Genomic DNA, 17,249 nt, shown 5'->3' with positions numbered 1-17,249 from the left:
GATGCCGAGCATCCGACTCGAGAACATCGTCAAGAACTACGGAACGGAGACCAACGCCGTCGACCGGCTGAACCTCACCGTGGAGGACGGCGACTTCATGTGCCTCCTCGGCCCCTCCGGCTGCGGCAAGAGCACCACGGTGCGCATGATCGCGGGACTGGAGAGCATCACCGCCGGGAGCCTCTCGATCGGCGACCAGCCGGTGGACTCCCCGGAGCGCAGCGTCTTCGTCCCGCCCGAGAAGAGGGACATCGGCCTGGTCTTCCAGAGCTACGCGCTGTGGCCCCACCTGAGCGTGGCGCAGAACGTGGACTACGGGCTCAAGCTGCGCGGCCAGTCCCGCGAGCAGCGCCGCCGCCGCGTCGACGAGGTCACCGAGAAGCTGGGCATCGGCCGGTACCGGGACCGGTACCCCTCCCAGCTCTCCGGCGGCCAGCAGCAGCGCGTGGCCCTGGCCAGGATGCTGGCCGTGGACCCGCAGCTGATGCTCCTCGACGAGCCGCTGTCCAACCTCGACTCGCGGCTGCGGCTGGAGATGAGGGCGGAGCTGAAGAGGATCCACGGGGAGAACGAGACGACGGTCGTCTTCGTCACCCACGACCAGTGGGAGGCGATGACGCTGGCCACGCGGGTCGCGGTGATGTACGAAGGCGTCCTCCAGCAGGTCGGCTCCCCCCTGGACATCTACGACCGCCCGATCAACCGCTTCGTCGCCGGGTTCCTGGGCGTGCCGCCCATCAACTTCATCGACCTCGAGGGCGACGCCGAGCACGTGCGCGCCGCGCGGGAGTTCCTCTCCGGCCGGGTCGAGGACCTGGACCGCATCGGATCCCTCGCCTTCCGCCCCGAGACCGCGGTCCTGCTGCCGGCGGAGGAGGCGGCCGGCGCCGAGGGCCTGGTGCTGCCGGTCCGCTTCGACGCGGTCATGCCCACCGGCGGGAGCTGGACCATCGACGTCCTCTCGGGCGGGCGGCACTTCTACCTCACCAGCCTGCATCGGCCGCCCTTCACCGATGCCGACGACGTCCGCGTCGTCGTTCCCCCCGAGAAGGTGCACGTCTTCGACATCCACGAGAACAGAACAGAGGTACAGGGAGCATGACGAACGTCCGCGAGATCACGGAACTGGCGATCGAGGCGGCGCGCGGCGCCGGGGAGATCGCGATGGAGGGCTTCCGGCAGGCCGGCCTGCGGATCGACCTCAAGCAGGACTTCCACGACCAGGTCACCGAGTTCGACCGCCGATGCGAGGAGCACATCCGAGGGCTCATCGAGGAGCGGTTCCCCGGCTCGGCGATCGTGGGCGAGGAGGGCGGCGTCTCCGGGGAGGGCTCCCTCACCTGGTACATCGACCCCATCGACGGCACGGCGAACTTCGCCCGCGGCATGGCGCTGTGGGCGGTGTGCATCGGCGCGGCGATCGACGGCGAGATGGTCGCCGGCGTCGTCTACGACCCCGCGAACGAGCAGATGTTCTGGGCGGACGACCGCGGCGCGTTCCTCGGCGACGAGCCGCTGGTCAGCCGCGGCTTCGCGGAGCCGCAGCGGGCCACGGTGATCGCCAACTTCCCGCTGCCCCGGGACCTGGTGCACTTCCCCGACCTGGCCCTGCAGCAGTTCGCAGAGCTCAGCGAGGGGTACGCGCACTACCGGGCCCTGGGCAGCAGCGCCATCTCCCTGTGCTGGGTCGCGGCGGGATGGGCGGACGCGACGTTCACCTTCGGGGCGAACTCCTGGGACGTCGCGGCCGCGGCGTTCATCGTCCGACGGGCGGGAGGGGTCTACGTCACCTACGCCGGGGGCGAGCTCCAGCCCGAGGAGCGGGACTTCGAGAACCCGCACTACATGGCGCTGGTCCCCGAGGCCCGGTTCGAGCTGCTCCACCGCATCATGCGGGAGCAGAGCACACGGCCATGAGCACGGCACAGCGAAGGAGCACCACCATGCCCGCACGTTCACGCGTCCGGCCGGCCGCCTGCGTCGGCGCCGTCGCGGCGATCACCGTCCTGGGACTGACCTCCTGCGCCCCTCCCGGGTTCAACGACGACGACCAGGCCCCGATCCCGGAGAAGACGGTCAAGCCCCTGCAGGACGACGAGACCGCGGAGGGGTTCGACCTCGACGAGCTCGTCGCGGCGGCCCGGGAGGAGGGTCCGATCACGATCTACGACGAGACCGGCAAGGTCACCCAGCTCGCCGAGGCCTTCAGCGAGAAGTACGGGATCGAGGCGCACGGGGTGAAGATCGAGGTCAACGGCGTCGACAAGGTGCGCCGGGAGGGAGAGTCCGGGAACATCATCGCCGACGTCTTCGCGGTCTCGGACGCCCCCGCCGTGTACTCCGACCTCTACGAGGACGACATCCTGACCAACTGGGTGCCCGGCGACGTGCGGGACAGGCTTCCCGAGGAGGCCCGCTATCCCTATCTGACGAGCAACAACTATCTGATGTGGACCTACAACGCGGAAACTTACGGCGATCAGTGCCCGATCTCCAACATCTGGGAGCTGACCGAGCCCGAGTGGGCCGGCCAGGTGGCGCTGCCCGATCCGGAGTCCCGGGCGGTCTACACGAACATCTGGAGCCAGGCGGCCCGGAACTACTCCGACGAATGGGCCCAGGCCTACGAGGACCGGTACGGGGAGGAGCTGGAGACGGACCAGCCCAGCGCCTACCACGAGTGGATCATGAGGCTGGCTCACAACCAGCCCTCGGTCTTCAAGGGCGACGAGGAGGTCTCCGACGCCGTGGGCGCGCCGGGGCAGAGCGAGCCCCCGATCGGCCAGATGGCGGCGGCCAAGTACCGCAACAACGAGTCGAAGGGCTACAGCCTGACGCCCTGCTACGGGCTGAAGCCCTTCGCCGCCGGCGGCATGCCCCAGACGATGGGATACGCAACCGGCACGGACAGCCCCAACGCCGCCAAGCTCTACATCCACTTCGCGACGAGCCAGGAGGGAATGGAGTACATCATGCCGGATGGGAAGGTCTCCTACGACCCGGAGGTGACCCCGCCGGACGACCGCTACGGCCTCCAGGAGCACGCGGGGGAGTTCCAGCCCTTCGACACCGACTCGCCGCTGGCCGACTACCGGGACACCGTCTACTGGCAGGATCTGTGGAGGGCCAACCGATAGACTCTCTGGAGAATCCGCCTCTGCGGGAGCGGCCCAGCCGGGGCCGCTCCCGCAGGAGTGCGAGGGCCGAGAAGAGAAGAGGCTTGATGTTCGCAGCGGTGGATCACTCGAACTCGATGCCGTTGTACCTGCAGGTCGTCGCACAGGTCAACGAGGAGCTCCGGCGCGGCGCTCTGAAAGAGGGCGCCTTCCTGCCCCCGGAGCCGGAGCTGTGCCGGATCTTCGACATCGGCCGTTCGACGCTGCGTCGGGCCATGGGGCATCTGGAGTCCCTCGGCACCATCTCGCGCCGCCGCGGGGTGGGGACGGTCGTGGAGAAGGCCATCCCGCTGGCCTACCGTCCCGATGCGCCGGGGACGATCTTCGAGCTCATCGGCGCCTCGATGCGCACCCCCGTGACGAGGCTCCTCGAGACCCGCGAGTTCCGGGTCGAGGAGGAGCTGTCCGCCGCGTCGGGCTTCCCCGTGGGGATGGAGGCGATCTACCTCAAGAGGGAGAGGAGCTCGACCAATCTGCCGGTGGCGCTGCTGGAGAACATGCTGCCGAGGGAGATCGTCACCTTCGACCTGCGGGAGCTCGAGAGGCGGAGCCTGGAGGAGCTGCTGACCTTGGGGGGCATCCGCCAGCGGCACGCCGAGTACGAGTTCGCCGCCGAGCTCGCCGGCGACGTCGCGGAGTTCTTCGAGATCCCGAGGGACGCCCCCGTGCTGGTCGAGCTCCGCAAGTCCTACGGCGGCGACCGCCAGTACAGCTACAACCGCAACACCTACCATCCGCTGAACTACCGGGTCAGGGGCGTGCTCGACGTCGATCAGGCCTAGGGCCGCCGCGCCGATGAACTCATCGGCCGCCCCAGGGGACGGCCTCTGCCCGGCCCGGCGTCCGTACCGCTGCGACGCCGACGGACCGGGCAGGCGTGTCCCGCGCCGAGAACGCCTCTCCGGCCCGCGATGACGTCGTCGCGGGCCGGAGGGAGGCGGGTCGGAAGCTCGCTACCGGACCACGATGGGATTGACCGGGGCCCCGGTCCCGCCGACGACCTTCAGCGGCGCGGCGGTGTACAGGAAGCTCCACCGCCCCTCCTCGGCGCAGGCGTCCGCCAGCTCGTCCAGCTGGGCGATCTCCGTCATGGTGATGCCGAGGTTCCTCAGGAAGACCGCGTGCAGCGGCAGCAGCACCCCGGTGCGGGGATCGTAGGTGACCTCGTTGGCGATGGTGTCCGTGACCAGGTTGGGGATCTCCATGGCCTGGAACCACTCCGCGAGCTCCCGGCTGTAGGTCAGCCCCGGCTCCACGAAGTCCTCGTAGAACTCCCCGGCGTCGCGGCTGTAGTACGAGCCGATGAACCCGGTCCTGACCACCAGGACGTCCCGGGGCCTGAGCTCCACGCCCTGCTGCTCCGCGGCGGCCTGGAGGTCCTCGTGGGTGAAGGTCTCGCCCTTGTCGAGGAACCGCTTCCCCCGGTGCCGCGCCATGTCGACGAGGACCCCGCGTCCCACGATCCCGTGCTCGGCGATCGGCAGGATCGAGGCCTTCGCGAGCTCTCCCGCCGTGGTCGAGGCGTCGTATCCGTTCCAGATCTTGCCGTCGTACCAGGTGTGGCCCAGTGCGTCGTACTGCGTCGACCCCTGCAGGGCGATCTCAGCGACGTCGTCAGCGTCCTGCAGACCGCCCGGATAGGGGTCGAGGCCGGTCTGCCCGTCGGCCCACTTCTGGGCGTCGCGGACGTTCTTCCGCCGGATGGAGAAGCGGCCGGGCCAGACCGGGTCGCCCTCCCCGCCCTGCCTGCCCATCTGGACCTGCAGGGTGAAGCTCTCCCCGCTGCGGACCTCCGCGACGCCGGCGAGGGCCTCGCTCCTCCCCAGGTAGTTGACCGAGCCGAGCTCGTCGTCCTCACCCCACCTGCCCCAGTTGTTCACGGGCTCCGCTCCGAGGAGCTCCCTCAGCGGGGGGACCTGTCCGTTCTGCGTGTCCATGCTCTCTTCCTCTCTTCCTATGAAGTCTTCTCTGCGAGGGGCCACCGACCGCGGGCCCTGTTCCGCGCCCTGCCGCCGGGAAACGGCGGAGTCGGTTGCTCGGGGCACCTGCCCTCAGGCCATGTGCAGGCCGCCGTTGACCTGCAGGGTGACGCCGGTCAGGAACGAGGCAGCGTCGGAGCAGAGGTAGAGCACGGCGCTGGCCACATCTTCGGGTTCGCCGAAGCGGCGCAGCGGGGTGGCCGTCAGGAGGGCCTCCCCGCCGGAGTCCACCAGGCCCTGGGTCATCGAGGTGCTGATGATGCCCGGGGCCACCGCGTTCACGCGGATCCCCCGCTCGCCGACCTCCCAGGCCAGGCTGCGCCCGAACGAGACGAGGCCTCCCTTGGTGGCGGCGTAGTGGGCGTGGTGGCGGCTGCCGCGCTCCCCGGCCATGGAGGCGAAGTTCACGACCGAGCCGCCGTCCCGCAGCTGGCCCAGCAGGTCTCGCGTCAGCTGGAAGGTCGAGGTCAGGTTGATCGAGAGGGTCCGCTCGAAGTCCTCGTCGGTCATCTCCGCGATGGGCCGGTCCTGGTAGATCCCGGCGGCCAGGACGAGATGGTCGACGCCGCCGAGCTCGGCCACCTTCCCCACGATGCCCTCCCGCACCTCGCGGGCCGTGACGTCCCCGGCCAGTACGGCTGCGTCCGTCCCCTCTCCGAGGCCGGCGGCGACCTCCCGGAGGGGCCCCTCGTGCAGGTCGATCAGGATCAGCTCGGCTCCGGCCCGGTGGAACATCTCGGCGCAGCGGGAGCCGATGCCTCCGCCCGCCCCGGTGATCAGCACGCGCTGTCCCTGGAAGGCGTCGTCGGCGAATACTCTGGTGTTCATTGCTCTCCTCCTCATGATGTGCTTTCGGCTGCTACCCCGCGGCCTGCGGGAAGTGGTACCAGTCCCCGGCGATGGTCATGCCTCCGTCGACCACGAGGGTGTGGCCGTTGACGTAGGAGGCGCGGCGGGACGCGAGGAAGAGGATCGGCTCCGCGATCTCCTCCGGCTGTGCCCAGCGCTTCATGGGGACCCGGGCGGTGATGGGGTCCGGATCCAGCGACCCCTCGGCCTGGAGCCTCGCGTTGAACGGCGTCCAGGTGTACCCGGGGGCGACGGCGTTCACGCGGATCCCGTCGGCCGCCCACTCGACGGCGAGGGTCTTGGTCAGCCCGATCATCCCGTGCTTGACGGTGTTGTAGCTCGCGCGCCGCGGCATGCCCTGGAACCCGGCGACCGAGGAGAGGGTGACGATGGAGCCCCCGCTCTCCTTCAGCAGCGGATGGGCGGCCCGCGCGGCGCGCATCGTCCCGTTGAGGTGGACCTCCAGCAGGGACTGGAACTGCTCGTCGGTCATCTCGGCGGAGGGGACGGGCCGCGCGTTGCCGGCGCATGCCACCAGTGCGTCGAGCCTTCCCTCCCGCTCCGCGATGGAGGCGAACGCCGCGTCCACGGAGTCCCTGCTCGTGACGTCGGCGAGGACTCCGCGAGCGCGGTCCCCCAGCTGGCCGACCGTCGCGTCGAGCGCCTCCTCCGAGAGATCGAGCAGCACGACCCTGCCGCCCTCGGCCGCCCAGGCCCGGGCCGTGGCCCTGCCGATGCCTGAGGCGCCTCCGGTCACCGCCAGGACGGGGGCGTCGTCGTGCTCCTGCTTCTGTTCCGTCGTCATCGTCGGGTCCTTTCTCCCCGTCCGGATCGGCCCGCTCACAGCAGGACCGCCAGGGGGTTCTCGAGGGTGTGCTTGAAGCTGCGCATGAGCTCGGCGGCGAGGGCGCCGTCGACCACGCGGTGGTCCGCGGAGAGGGTGGCGGTCATCATCGTGGCGGCCGCCAGCTCCCCGTCCCGCACCACGGCGCGCTGCTCCGAGGCGCCGCAGGCGATGATCCCCGCGTGCGGGGGGTTGATGATGGCCGAGAACTCGCGGGTGCCGTACATCCCGAGGTTGGAGACGGAGAACGTGCCTCCCTCCAGCTCGTGCTGGCGGATCCTGCCGCGCGCGGCACGGTCCTTCAGGTCGGCGGTGGCCCGGCTGAGCGCGCCGAGCCCCTGGCCTGCCACGTCCCGGACCACGGGGGTGAGCAGGCCGCCCTCGGTGGCGATCGCCATCGCGAGGTCGACCGACTCGTAGTAGCGGATCGCATCCCCCTCCCAGGTGGCGTTGGCCCGCGGGACGGCGGTGAGGGCCGCGCCGAGCGCCTTGAGGATCATGTCGTTGACCGTGGCCCTGCCGCCGGTGCCCTCCAGCGCGGCGTTGATCTGCCGGCGCGTGGCGAGCAGGGCGTCCATCTGCACGTCCACCGAGAGGTAGAAGTGAGGGGCCGTGGTCTTTGACTCGGTGAGGCGGCGGGCGATAGCCCGGCGCATGCCGGTGAGCGGCTCGTCGCGGTATCCCGGCGCCGGCGCGTCCGCCGCGGGCCGTTCCGCGCTCGCGGGCTCGGGGGTCGGGCTGCCGGGCTCGGCCGGGGCTGGTACCGCCGCTTCCTCCTGCCGGGCGGCGAGGGCGCGCTCGACGTCCTTGCGGAGGATGCGCCCGCTCGGCCCCGAGCCGGGCAGGGAGGCGATGTCCAGCTGGTTCTCCCGCGCGATGCGACGCGCCAGCGGCGAGGAGAACACACGGGCGTGGTCCCGCCCCGCCGAGGGCGAGGACCGCTGGGCGGCCTCCCCGGAGGACGGCGAGTCCCCGCCCTCCCCGGACCGCTCCGACTCCCCCGGAGCGTTCTCCGTGGCGTCCGAGGGTGTCGGAGCCTCGGCCCCCGTCTCCCCGGCGGGCCCCCGGTCCCCGCCGGCGGAGGCGAGGAGGCGCTCGACGGCGTCGGCGTCCTCGCCGGCGGCCCGCACGGCGGCGACGGGGGCCCCGACCTCGACCGAGGCGCCGGGCTCGACCAGGAACCTGTCGACGACGCCGTCGGCCTCGGAGGTCAGCTCGACCGTCGCCTTCTCCGTCTCGACCTCGGCGATCGGGTCCCCGCGATGGATCTCGTCCCCGGCGGAGACCATCCAGCTGGCGAGCACCGCTTCGGTGGCGTCCGCGACGATGGCGGGCATGGTGATCAGTTCTGCCATGATGTCTTCTCTCTCCCGTGGGCTGCGCTCAGTCCCGGTCCTCGCCGGAGAGGCCGAGCTGGTGGGCGATGGTGTCGAATCCGGCGCGGACGCTCTCGCGGTCGGCGTTGGCGGCGCCTTCGAGGACCTTCGAGATGGAGGGCGAGGCCTCCCGTCCCGTGACCCGCTGGATCGGCTGGTCGAGGTGGTCGAAGAGGCGCCGCTGGATCTCGTCGGCCAGCCAGGCCCCGTAGGAGGTCCCGGCGGGGCCCTGCTCGACGATCAGCACGTTGTTGGTGCGGCGCACGGACTCGCTCACCGTCTCCCAGTCGAGGCTCGCCCGGTCCAGCCAGCGCAGGTCGATGACCTCCGCGTCGAGGTCCTGGCGCTCCTCCGCGACGGCGACGGCCTCGGCGACCATGTTCAGATAGGAGAGCACCGTCACGTCGCTGCCGGGCCGCCGCACGGCCGCCCGTCCGAGGGGCAGCCGGTGCTCCTCGACGCCGGCCGGCACGCTCGACTTCGCCCCGTACAGATCCACGTGCTCGACGACGAGCACCGGGTCGTCCAGGTCCAGCGCGGTGTTCATCAGCCCGGCGTAGTCCTCGGCCGTCGAGGGTGCCACGATGCGCCAGCCGGGGCTGGTGGCGAAGATCCCCACCGGGTCCATGGAGTGCTGGGAGCCGTAGCCGGCGCCCATCGCGACCTTCGAGCGCAGCACCACCGGCATGGAGGACTGCCCGCCGAACATGTGGCGGGCCTTCCCGATCTGGTTGAAGACCTGGTCCGCCGCGACCCACATGAAGTCCGAGTACATGAACTCCACGACCGGGCGGTACCGGCCGGTCATCGCCAGCCCCCCGGCCAGGCCGGTGAAGGCGTTCTCGGAGATCGGGGTGCCCAGCACCCGGTCCGGATGCTCCGCGGCCAGGCCCCTCGTCGCCCCGTTGGTGCCGCCCTTGAGGCGGTGGACGTCCTCGCCGAGCACCACGACCCCCGGATCCTGGGCCATGCGGTGGCCGAGGGTGTCGGCGATGACGTCGACGAACCGGCGTTCGGTCCCCTCGCCCTCCGGCGGCTCCTCGGACCCGGCGAGCACCTCGCCGAGCGGGGCGTCGGAGCGCAGGTGCGCGTCCACGCCCTCGGCGTCCGGCCAGAGCGCGGGGACGATGCGGCGGGCGCCCCGCTCCGAGTCCGGGTCCTTCTCGGTGACCCCGGCGACGATCTCCTCGATCACCTCGCGGATCCGCTGGGCGAGGTCGCTGTTCTGCTCCTCCGTGATCAGCCCGCGGCGAATCATCTCCGAGGCGACGCGGTCCACGGGGTCGCGGTGCCGCCACTGCGTCTCCTCCTCCTTGCTCCGGTAGCCGAAAGCCGAGCCCGGGAACGGGCCGTTCTGGTGGAAGAAGCGGTAGGTCTGCGCCTCGATCAGGGTGGGCCCTCCGCCGGCGCGCATGTGCTCCACGGCCTCCCGCTGGGCGAGGTAGACGGCCAGCGGGTCCATGCCGTCCACCTGCCAGGAGCGGATGCCGAAACCGGGTCCGCGGGCGGCCAGGTGGGACTCCCCGGTGACGTCGTCCACCAGGGTGGAGACGGCGTACCGGTTGTTCTCCAGGAAGAAGCACAGCGGCAGGTCCCACGCGGAGGCGAGGTTGAAGGTCTCCAGCGTCGAGCCGATGTTCGAGGCCCCGTCGCCGAAGTAGGTGACGGTGACCCCCGTGTCGAGGGGGCCTACCTCCTCCGCCCCCTCCTCGTGACGGGTGACGACGGCGTCCTGGCGCTGGGCCCACGCGTTCCCGGCGGCCAGGGGCACCCCGCCGCCGACGATGGCGTTGGTCCCCAACGCGCCCGCCTCCATCCACTGCAGGTGCATCGAGCCGCCGCGTCCGCCCGAGAAGCCGTCCTTCAGGCCGAGGATCTCCGAGAGGGTGCGCCGGGTGAACTCGCCGAGGTCGTCGCCCTTGATCCCGTCGACCAGGCTCATGCCCTCCGGGCGGAGGTAGGAGAAGCCCTTGGCGAGGAACTGGTGGTGCCCGCGGTGGGTCCCGTTGACGCCGTCCGCGGTCCGCAGCGCGAGCACGGAGCCGACGGCGGCCCCCTCCTGCCCGATGCTGGAGTGGGCCGGCCCGTGCACCAGTCCCTCCCCCGCCAGCGAGAGGACGGCCTCCTCGAAGATGCGGATCGCGTGGGTCTGGACGAGCATGCTCTCCAGCAGGGTCTCATCCGCCTCGTCCCAGTCCCGCTGATCGGTGGTCAGCACCGTCACGGGGGTGGATACGTCCAGCGGGGTCTCTTGGGGCATTCTGACCTCCTCGGTAGGGGCCGCCGGGGCGGAAGGGCTGAGCCTTCGCACGGCGGAACATGTCTTGCATCACACCCTAGCCAGAGATTGTATCCAGGACAACCTCAAACTAGGGTTTACTTCCTCTTTCATCCCTTTATTGGATACAACTCAGGCGGATGCGGCGGTTTTCCGGGCGCCCTCGCCCTCCTCCGGTTCAGGCGATGCCGAGCGCCAGGTAGAGGAAGATCCCCACCAACGCGCCGATCGAGGTGATCACGATGTTGGTGACGAAGAAGTACCCATAGGACTCCCGGTGGGTCAGCTGGGTGTAGGTGATGGCGGTGATGTAGCCGCCCGAGTAGGGCATGGAGTCCAGCCCGGCCGCGGACATCGCCAGGACGCGGTGCATCGCGTCCAGCGAGACGCCGTCGGCCCGCGCCAGATCCACGTACTGCGAGCCGAGGGAGTCCGAGAACACCTGCAGGCCGCCCGACGCCGAGCCCGTCGCGGCGGAGACCACCCCGACGGCGATCGCCCCGGAGACCAGCGGGTTCATGTCCAGGCTCATCGTCCAGTCCACGATGGTGTCGAACCCGACCGAGGCCGCCACGACCCCGCCGAAACCCACGACCACCGCGGTGTTCATGAGGGCGACGAGCCCGTCGTGCCCCGCGGTGTTCAGGCGCTCGGTGTACTCGCGGCGCAGCCTGGGCCAGAAGATGAGGGAGGTCAGCAGCACGCCCGCGGCCAGCGCGATGTTCACGACGAAGATGGTGTCCATCAGGTGGTTGAGGCCGAAGATCATCCCGACCACCAGGGCGATGGGCAGGATCGAGAGGAAGAAGTTGGGCACGTCCGAGCGGTCGGAGATGTCGATCTTGCCGACGTCGTCGCGCGACCCCGGGACGAAGCCGACGCCCTTGGCCGCCAGGCGGTTCTGCGAGTAGCGGAGCCAGAGCATGCCCAGGACCGCCATCACCACGGAGCAGATGATGCCCATGGTGGGCGCAGCGTAGGCGGTGGTGCCGAAGGTCTCCGCCGGGATGAGGTTCTGGATGGCCGGGGTCCCCGGCAGCGAGACCATGGTGAAGGTGGCGCAGCCGAGGAAGAGCGCCGCGGGGAAGAGCCGCTTGGGGAGATCCTCCTGCTTGAACAGCACGAGCGCGATCGGGTAGATCGAGAAGACCGTGACGAAGAGGTTGACGCCGCCGTAGGAGAGGATCGCTGCGGCGAGGACCACCACCAGCAGGGCCTTCCTCTTCAGCGGGATGCGCAGCACCTGCAGGGCGATGGACTTCGCCGCGTTCGACTTGCTGAGCAGCTCCCCGAAGAGCGTGCCCAGGAAGAACAGGACGAGGTAGGTGGCCACGTAGTTCGCCGTCGTGGCGCCGTAGCCGTCGAGGAACGTCCCCCAGAGGTCCATGCCGTTGAAGGCGATGACCACCAGGGAGGCCACGATCGTCGTCGGCACCATGCCCACGCCTCGAAACGCCATAAGAATCAGGGTGGCGATCCCCAGCCCGATGCCGAGCAGACCCATTGCGGCCATTCTCTCTCCTTGCTGAACGGAGGCCGTGCCGGCCTCGTGAGGAACCTCGTCGTCCCCCTCGACGGCGGAAGAGGCCGAGGGGTGCGCCCGGGCCGACCGCCGGCACCGTGATGATGTGATCTGGACAACTCTCGAACGCAGGCCCTATTCTGACATGAGATGGATCCAATAAGTCAAGAAGATCCAAGAATAGGGTCTGCAACCCGTTAATTTGTATCCAATAACCGCTAGGGCGTCCGCTCTTCCCGAGTGCGGCGTCCCTTGCCGGATGGCTCCGCCGCTGCGGAGCGTGAATGGAGGGCGCCATGACCCGTCAGCCCCTGGAGAACGACGCCGTGCCGCCGGCGGGCATCCCGGGCCTGCGCGGCTCGGACCACATCGGCTTCACCGTGCCCGACATGGAGGAGGCCCACGACTTCCTGACCCGCATCCTCGGCTGCGTGCACGTGTACACGCTGGGGCCCTACCCCACCGGGACGGAGATCGCGGCGCGGCTGGACATCGGGCAGGAGACCCTGATGGAGCAGATCCGCTTCTACCGCTGCCGGACCGGCGTGAACTTCGAGGTGTTCCAGTACGCGGACCCCGGGCAGCGCACGGACCCGCCGCGGAACTCGGACGTCGGCGGGCACCACGTCGCCTTCTACGTGGACGACCTCGACGCCGCGGTGCTCTGGCTGCGGGAGAACGGCGTGGAGGTGCTCGCGGGCCCCAACGTCAGCAGCGGGCCCAGCGAGGGGCAGCGCTGGATCTACTTCCGCGCCCCGTGGGGGATGTACTTCGAGCTGGTGAGCTTCCCCGGAGGCAAGGCCTACGAGCGGGAGGCCGAGACCCTGCTCTGGGACTGCCGCGCGCCGCAGGACTGAGCGCGGCGAGGCGGGCGGGGCGCAACGGCGCGGCGTGAGGCGGCCGGGAGACCGCGTGAGACGGGCAGAGCGCATTCCGGCCGCCGGAGGGGCCGCGCGAGCTTTCAGTCGAAGATGTTCTCCAGCCGCTCCAGCGTCTGCTGGGTGCGGTGGATGTGGACCCAGACCAGGTGGGCGGCGGCCTCCGCGTCACCCCGCTTGATGCTGTCCAGGATCAGCTCGTGGTCCTGCTGGGTGGCACGGAGCTCGTCGGGGTTCAGCCTGGCCATCAGCACCCGGCGGAACTGCTGGGTGGTGTTCCAGATTCGCTGCACGATCTCGTCCAGCTGGCGATGCCGGATGCCCCGGTAGGTCGCCCGGTGGAAGGCGCGGTCCAGCTCCAGGAACCGCTCGATGTCCGCCGGCTCCTCGATGGACGCGGCGATCTGGGAGCAGAGGCCCTCCAGGTCGGCGACGTCGCGCTCCGTCAGGCGAGGCACGCTCTCCTGCACCGCGAAGGGCTCCACCACCTGGCGGAGGCGGTAGGTCATGGCGAACTCCTCGGCGTCCAGGGAGGCCACCCAGGCGCCGGAGTTGGGGACGATGCTGACCAGGCCCTCGGCCTCCAGCCTCCGCAGGGCCTCGCGCACGGGCATGCGGCTGGCGCCGAAGCGCTCGGCGAGCAGCTCCTGCCCCAGCCGCGAGCCGCCCGCGAGGGTGCCGTCCAGGATCTCCTGGCGGAGGGTCGAGACCATGTTCTCTGCGGCGGAACTATCCCGGTTCTCGGGCATGCGCGGACCACTTTCGGTGCTGTCGTTCGGAGGGGCTGCTGGATAGAACAGTATCAACTAGGGCCCACCCGCGGAGTGGGCCCCCTCTCCGGGCACTCCGATGCGGCCCGGGCTGGTCGGCGCGGCAGGCGCGGCCTCGCGGAGGCCCGGCCAGGCACGCGCCGGGGAACCCAGCCTCCGCGCGAAGGCGGGGCGGCGGCCCCCCGGACCGCCGCCCCGCCTCGTCGCCCGGGATCAGTGGTACTGCCCGTGCCGGTAGTCCCAGCTCGGGAAGCGCTGGGCCAGGTGGTGCATGATGCGGTCCGCCGAGAGCCCTCCCCGGATCAGCGTCGGCACCGGGGAGACCCGGCGGGCGCCGTGCTGCTCGGGCACCAGCCGTCCCTCCTCGTCGACGAAGGAGACCATGACCCCCTGCTCGTGCCGGGTCCGCTCGTCCGCCTCGGGCTGCATCGAGCGCACGTACGCGTCGGACTCGACGACCAGGTCGACCCCGCCGGCGATGCGCTCGCCGATGCCCTCGACGACGCCCCGGTTGCCCTGCCCCGACGGGTTCGCGGAGCTCGCGAACAGCAGCCTGCGCTCCTCGTCCCACAGGCTGCGGGCGATCGCCTCGCCGGGGACGCCGAAGCGGATCACGAAGCAGCTGGTGCCTCGCGCGTCCATCAAGTACGGCTCGGCCCCCTCGGGGATGAGCGCCCGCCCCTCGGAGCGCCACGGGAGGATGCAGCCCAGCAGGATGTCCTCGGCGTCGTGCGCCCGGTACAGCCCGAGCGCCTCCTCGTGGATCTCGGCGAGCTCGACGAGCTCCTCGAGGGAGCCGCACAGCACGACCCCCGGGTTGGTGCGCGGACGGTTCTTGACCTCGAACTTGCGCTCGAGGCCCCGCCTGTCCGCCGCGAGGATGACGTAGCCGACCTTGGTGGGGCTGACGACGATCCCGCCCTCGGCCCGCAGCAGCTCGAGCGCCTCCTCCTGGAGGCCGCCGTTCCACGGCACGGTCGACGCGGACGCGGACGCGGACGCGGGTGCAGGTGCGGGGACGGGCGCCGTCGCGACGCCGTTCCGGTCCTCTCCCATGCCGCTCATGCCGGGTTGATGACTCGGCCCCAGGTGGACTTGTTGCCCCAGATGTTCTGGCGCAACCCCTCGAGCTGGAGGATCTGGGAGTGGTCCACGAAGAGGTTCACCTCGTTGCCGTAGTTCTTGACGTACCACTCGAAGACGGGGCCGTCGGCGGCCTCGAACATGACGTTCTCGATGCCCAGGCCGTTCATGATCGAGGCGGCGGCGCCGGTGTTCCAGGTGCCCACGTTCTCGGTGATGCCCTCGGACTCGATCATGATGATCTCCGCGCCGGCATCCAGGGCCTTCTTCCCGCGGTCGACGAGGTCGCCGATGTCCTTGGCGCCCTCCGCCGCAAGCTCCGCCTCGCCGGAGTCGCCGCCGGAGCCGATCTGGATGCCGAGCTCGGGCTTCGCCTTGAGGCCGGCCTTGACCACCTTCTCCACCAAGCGCTGCAGCCCGGAGGTGGACAGCATGATGAAGCCGGTGGAGATCTCGATGACGTCGAAGCCGACCTCCTTGGCCTCCTTGAGGTACTGGTCCACGGCGTCGTCCCCGTAGCGAAGCACGGTCTCGAGCCAGCCGCCGGAGGAGACGTAGGCGTCGTTCTCGTGGGCGATGTCGGAGAACCTGCGCACCTGCTCGGGCGGGACCAGGGCGAAGGAGCCGCCGGCCCACTTGATGCCGTCCACCCAGGGGCCGGCGACGTCGAAGACGTCCTGCAGGTGCCGGGTCCCGAAGGTGGAGTAGTAGGGCGCGCGGATCTCGGTGAGGCCGAAGCTGCGGGGCTTCTGCGGACGCTTCGCGCGGGGGACGAAGTTGAAGGATACGTCGAAGGGGATCTCGTTGCTCATGGTTTCCTCCTAGGGGTCGTGGTCGGTCAGGAGCGGACGGTGCTCACCCGGGCCAGGGCGTCGGTGAGCTCGGCGACGCTGCGCCGCTCGAGATCGCGGACGATGCCGGCGATCTCCTCGCGCAGCTCGGGCGGGGCGAAGGGGGCCGTGAGCGCGTCGAACTTCGCGCGCGCTCCGTCCCAGCTCAGGGGGTCGGTGTGGAACCCCTCGTAGGAGTCGTGGGCGGCGTGGAAGACGGTGCCGTCGGCGAGGGCGACCTCGAGGTCCGCAGGCATGGCCTGGGGGAAGCGGTCGGAGAAGACGGGGTCCGGGACGATCTCGACCTTCTGCATGAGGTCCTGCACGTCGTCGTCCACGATCCGCTCGTGGTGGTACTGGGCCGGGGTGATCTCCCCGTCCAGCAGCACCACGGCGAGCATCCAGGGCAGCGAGTGGTCCGCCTCCTCCTTGGTGCGGACGGTGCGTTTGTCCCCCTCCTCGCCGCCGCCGATGATCGAGTGGGCGACATCGAAGGTGCGCAACCGCACCCGCTCGACCGCCCGCACGGCGAAGCCGTCCTGGGCGCGGACGTTCTGGGCCGCGTCCAGGGCGGTCTGGGAGTGGATCTCCGCGTTGTGCCTCTTGATGATGGTGCGGCGCACGGACTCGAGGTCCTCGGCCGACCAGTCGATCGCGAAGTCCCCGGCGATGGACTCCTTGAAGCCCTTGTTGCCCTCGAAGACCTCCTCGGGGCCGGTGATGCCGCGCCCGGCGAGCAGCGCCGCGAAGGTGCCCTCCTTGGCGACCTGCGGGTAGGCGAGACCCTTCCAGTGGGAGAGGTTCCCGGTGCGGGTCACCCGCAGGGCGTTGTTCGCGGTGCCGGCGATCGCGACGGCGTCGGCGATCTGCTGAGCCGGCAGGCGCATGGCCTTGGCGGCGGCGGCCGCGGCGGCGTAGGCGCCCTGGGTGGTGTGGTCGAAGCCCCTGGCGCGCACGGGGGCGACGTCGGAGAGCCGGGTGTGCACCTGGTAGGCGACCGCGAAGGCGGTGAGCAGCTCGGCGCCGGTGCCGCCCACGGACTCGGAGGCGGCGAGCACCGCGCCCAGGTTGTCGCTGGGATGGTTGGTCTCACCCTTGGCGAGGTACGAGTCCATGAAGTCGAGGTAGCGCGAGAGCGCCCCGTTGACGAAGGCCGCGCGGTCCGGGGCGGTGCGCCCGCCGCCGATCAGGGTGGACCGCGGGGTGCCGCCGAGGTCCTCGACGAGGCCGCGGATCGCGACCATGGGCTCCGCGTCGAGGGCGCCGACGGCGACGCCGAGCGTGTCCAGCACGCGGATCTTCAGCTGTTCCACCGCCTCGGGGCTCAGGTCCTCGAAGCGGGCGGCGTGGACGAATTCGGCGAGCTGCCGGACCTCGGTGGGGCGGGCGGGATCTGCGGCGCCGGCGGCGGGGCCGGCGCTGGTCTGGGGAGTGGTGGTCATCAGCGTCCCTCCTCGGGGTCCGCGGCATCCCGGGAACCCGGGGCCCATGCGGATTGAGCATCGGTGGGTTAGGTGAGGCTAACCTTATGCCTCACCTCCATGGAACGTCAGGAAGATCGGGATGTCAAGGGATCGCCGAGGAGCGGCTCGAGGGAGGGCGGGTCCCTGGCCGCCGACGGAAGGGTCTCGCCGCGGCTTCGGCAGCCTCGGCCTCGCGGCGAG

15 protein-coding genes are annotated in these 17,249 nt (G+C 70.5%); 5 read left to right on the top strand and 10 right to left on the bottom strand.

What is annotated here, in order from left to right; genetic code table 11:
- Nucleotide 1: 1 nt before the first annotated feature.
- The 4 genes from EWV39_RS07000 to EWV39_RS06985 all read left to right on the top strand — a co-directional run bounded on the left by EWV39_RS07000 (nucleotide 2) and on the right by EWV39_RS06985 (nucleotide 3,958).
- Nucleotides 2–1,102: an ABC transporter ATP-binding protein gene (locus EWV39_RS07000; RefSeq protein WP_129658123.1), complete on the top strand. Its 1,101-nt coding sequence runs from the start codon at nucleotides 2–4 to the stop codon at nucleotides 1,100–1,102.
- The gene (locus tag EWV39_RS06995; protein ID WP_129658121.1) at nucleotides 1,099–1,917 is read left to right on the top strand and encodes an inositol monophosphatase family protein; all 819 of its coding nucleotides are present in this window, start codon (nucleotides 1,099–1,101) and stop codon (nucleotides 1,915–1,917) included. The genes EWV39_RS07000 and EWV39_RS06995 overlap by 4 nt, the downstream gene beginning before the upstream one ends.
- Before the next feature lie 26 nt (nucleotides 1,918–1,943).
- Nucleotides 1,944–3,137, top strand: coding sequence for an ABC transporter substrate-binding protein (locus EWV39_RS06990; protein WP_165313194.1), 1,194 nt, complete (start codon nucleotides 1,944–1,946; stop codon nucleotides 3,135–3,137).
- Between the two features lie 98 nt (nucleotides 3,138–3,235).
- A complete protein-coding gene (locus EWV39_RS06985; RefSeq protein ID WP_165313192.1) occupies nucleotides 3,236–3,958 on the top strand; it encodes a GntR family transcriptional regulator in 723 nt (240 codons plus the stop codon).
- A gap of 171 nt (nucleotides 3,959–4,129) precedes the next feature.
- Here the strand turns inward: EWV39_RS06985 and EWV39_RS06980 are convergent, their stop codons facing one another.
- From EWV39_RS06980 to EWV39_RS06955, 6 genes are all read right to left on the bottom strand, one after another.
- A complete protein-coding gene (locus EWV39_RS06980; RefSeq protein WP_129658115.1) occupies nucleotides 4,130–5,113 on the bottom strand; it encodes a cyclase family protein in 984 nt (327 codons plus the stop codon).
- A gap of 114 nt (nucleotides 5,114–5,227) precedes the next feature.
- Nucleotides 5,228–5,983, bottom strand: a complete 756-nt coding sequence (locus tag EWV39_RS06975) for an SDR family NAD(P)-dependent oxidoreductase (RefSeq protein ID WP_129658113.1) — start codon at nucleotides 5,981–5,983, stop codon at nucleotides 5,228–5,230.
- 31 nt (nucleotides 5,984–6,014) lie between these two features.
- Nucleotides 6,015–6,809, bottom strand: coding sequence for an SDR family NAD(P)-dependent oxidoreductase (locus tag EWV39_RS06970; RefSeq protein ID WP_129658111.1), 795 nt, complete (start codon nucleotides 6,807–6,809; stop codon nucleotides 6,015–6,017).
- 35 nt (nucleotides 6,810–6,844) lie between these two features.
- Nucleotides 6,845–8,203, bottom strand: a complete 1,359-nt coding sequence (locus EWV39_RS06965) for a dihydrolipoamide acetyltransferase family protein (RefSeq protein ID WP_129658108.1) — start codon at nucleotides 8,201–8,203, stop codon at nucleotides 6,845–6,847.
- Nucleotides 8,204–8,231: 28 nt separating this feature from the next.
- Complete coding sequence (locus EWV39_RS06960; RefSeq protein ID WP_129658106.1) at nucleotides 8,232–10,484, bottom strand: alpha-ketoacid dehydrogenase subunit alpha/beta; 2,253 nt, start codon at nucleotides 10,482–10,484, stop codon at nucleotides 8,232–8,234.
- Between the two features lie 196 nt (nucleotides 10,485–10,680).
- A complete protein-coding gene (locus tag EWV39_RS06955; RefSeq protein WP_129658104.1) occupies nucleotides 10,681–12,015 on the bottom strand; it encodes a GntP family permease in 1,335 nt (444 codons plus the stop codon).
- Nucleotides 12,016–12,320: 305 nt separating this feature from the next.
- Between EWV39_RS06955 and EWV39_RS06950 the strand changes: the two genes are divergently transcribed.
- Nucleotides 12,321–12,881 (top strand): VOC family protein, encoded by a 561-nt coding sequence (locus tag EWV39_RS06950; RefSeq protein WP_129658102.1) that lies wholly within the window; start codon nucleotides 12,321–12,323, stop codon nucleotides 12,879–12,881.
- Nucleotides 12,882–12,985: 104 nt separating this feature from the next.
- Here EWV39_RS06950 and EWV39_RS06945 read toward each other — a convergent pair whose 3' ends face one another.
- The 4 genes from EWV39_RS06945 to EWV39_RS06930 form a co-directional block, all read right to left on the bottom strand.
- Nucleotides 12,986–13,651: a GntR family transcriptional regulator gene (locus EWV39_RS06945; RefSeq protein ID WP_129658100.1), complete on the bottom strand. Its 666-nt coding sequence runs from the start codon at nucleotides 13,649–13,651 to the stop codon at nucleotides 12,986–12,988.
- A gap of 234 nt (nucleotides 13,652–13,885) precedes the next feature.
- A complete protein-coding gene (locus EWV39_RS06940) occupies nucleotides 13,886–14,728 on the bottom strand; it encodes an L-threonylcarbamoyladenylate synthase (protein WP_129659145.1) in 843 nt (280 codons plus the stop codon).
- A gap of 5 nt (nucleotides 14,729–14,733) precedes the next feature.
- The gene (locus EWV39_RS06935; protein ID WP_129658098.1) at nucleotides 14,734–15,567 is read right to left on the bottom strand and encodes a phosphosulfolactate synthase; all 834 of its coding nucleotides are present in this window, start codon (nucleotides 15,565–15,567) and stop codon (nucleotides 14,734–14,736) included.
- Nucleotides 15,568–15,593: 26 nt separating this feature from the next.
- A complete protein-coding gene (locus EWV39_RS06930; RefSeq protein ID WP_129658096.1) occupies nucleotides 15,594–17,027 on the bottom strand; it encodes an MmgE/PrpD family protein in 1,434 nt (477 codons plus the stop codon).
- Nucleotides 17,028–17,249 lie beyond the last annotated feature (222 nt).

Origin of the sequence: Rothia halotolerans, from assembly GCF_004136635.1 — a bacterium.
GTDB lineage: Bacteria > Actinomycetota > Actinomycetes > Actinomycetales > Micrococcaceae > Rothia > Rothia halotolerans.
Note: the sequence above shows the minus strand (reverse complement) of the source record. Positions and strands in the feature narration are given on the sequence as shown.

What these genes read in the sequence shown, in the direction of transcription:
- EWV39_RS07000 (WP_129658123.1), top strand. Translation starts at nt 2, where the DNA reads ATGCCGAGCATCCGACTCGAGAACATCGTCAAGAACTACGGAACGGAG.
- EWV39_RS06995 (WP_129658121.1), top strand. Translation starts at nt 1,099, where the DNA reads ATGACGAACGTCCGCGAGATCACGGAACTGGCGATCGAGGCGGCGCGC.
- EWV39_RS06990 (WP_165313194.1), top strand. Translation starts at nt 1,944, where the DNA reads ATGCCCGCACGTTCACGCGTCCGGCCGGCCGCCTGCGTCGGCGCCGTC.
- EWV39_RS06980 (WP_129658115.1), bottom strand. Translation starts at nt 5,113, where the DNA reads ATGGACACGCAGAACGGACAGGTCCCCCCGCTGAGGGAGCTCCTCGGA.
- EWV39_RS06975 (WP_129658113.1), bottom strand. Translation starts at nt 5,983, where the DNA reads ATGAACACCAGAGTATTCGCCGACGACGCCTTCCAGGGACAGCGCGTG.
- EWV39_RS06970 (WP_129658111.1), bottom strand. Translation starts at nt 6,809, where the DNA reads ATGACGACGGAACAGAAGCAGGAGCACGACGACGCCCCCGTCCTGGCG.
- EWV39_RS06965 (WP_129658108.1), bottom strand. Translation starts at nt 8,203, where the DNA reads ATGGCAGAACTGATCACCATGCCCGCCATCGTCGCGGACGCCACCGAA.
- EWV39_RS06960 (WP_129658106.1), bottom strand. Translation starts at nt 10,484, where the DNA reads ATGCCCCAAGAGACCCCGCTGGACGTATCCACCCCCGTGACGGTGCTG.
- EWV39_RS06955 (WP_129658104.1), bottom strand. Translation starts at nt 12,015, where the DNA reads ATGGCCGCAATGGGTCTGCTCGGCATCGGGCTGGGGATCGCCACCCTG.
- EWV39_RS06950 (WP_129658102.1), top strand. Translation starts at nt 12,321, where the DNA reads ATGACCCGTCAGCCCCTGGAGAACGACGCCGTGCCGCCGGCGGGCATC.
- EWV39_RS06945 (WP_129658100.1), bottom strand. Translation starts at nt 13,651, where the DNA reads ATGCCCGAGAACCGGGATAGTTCCGCCGCAGAGAACATGGTCTCGACC.
- EWV39_RS06940 (WP_129659145.1), bottom strand. Translation starts at nt 14,728, where the DNA reads ATGGGAGAGGACCGGAACGGCGTCGCGACGGCGCCCGTCCCCGCACCT.
- EWV39_RS06935 (WP_129658098.1), bottom strand. Translation starts at nt 15,567, where the DNA reads ATGAGCAACGAGATCCCCTTCGACGTATCCTTCAACTTCGTCCCCCGC.
- EWV39_RS06930 (WP_129658096.1), bottom strand. Translation starts at nt 17,027, where the DNA reads ATGACCACCACTCCCCAGACCAGCGCCGGCCCCGCCGCCGGCGCCGCA.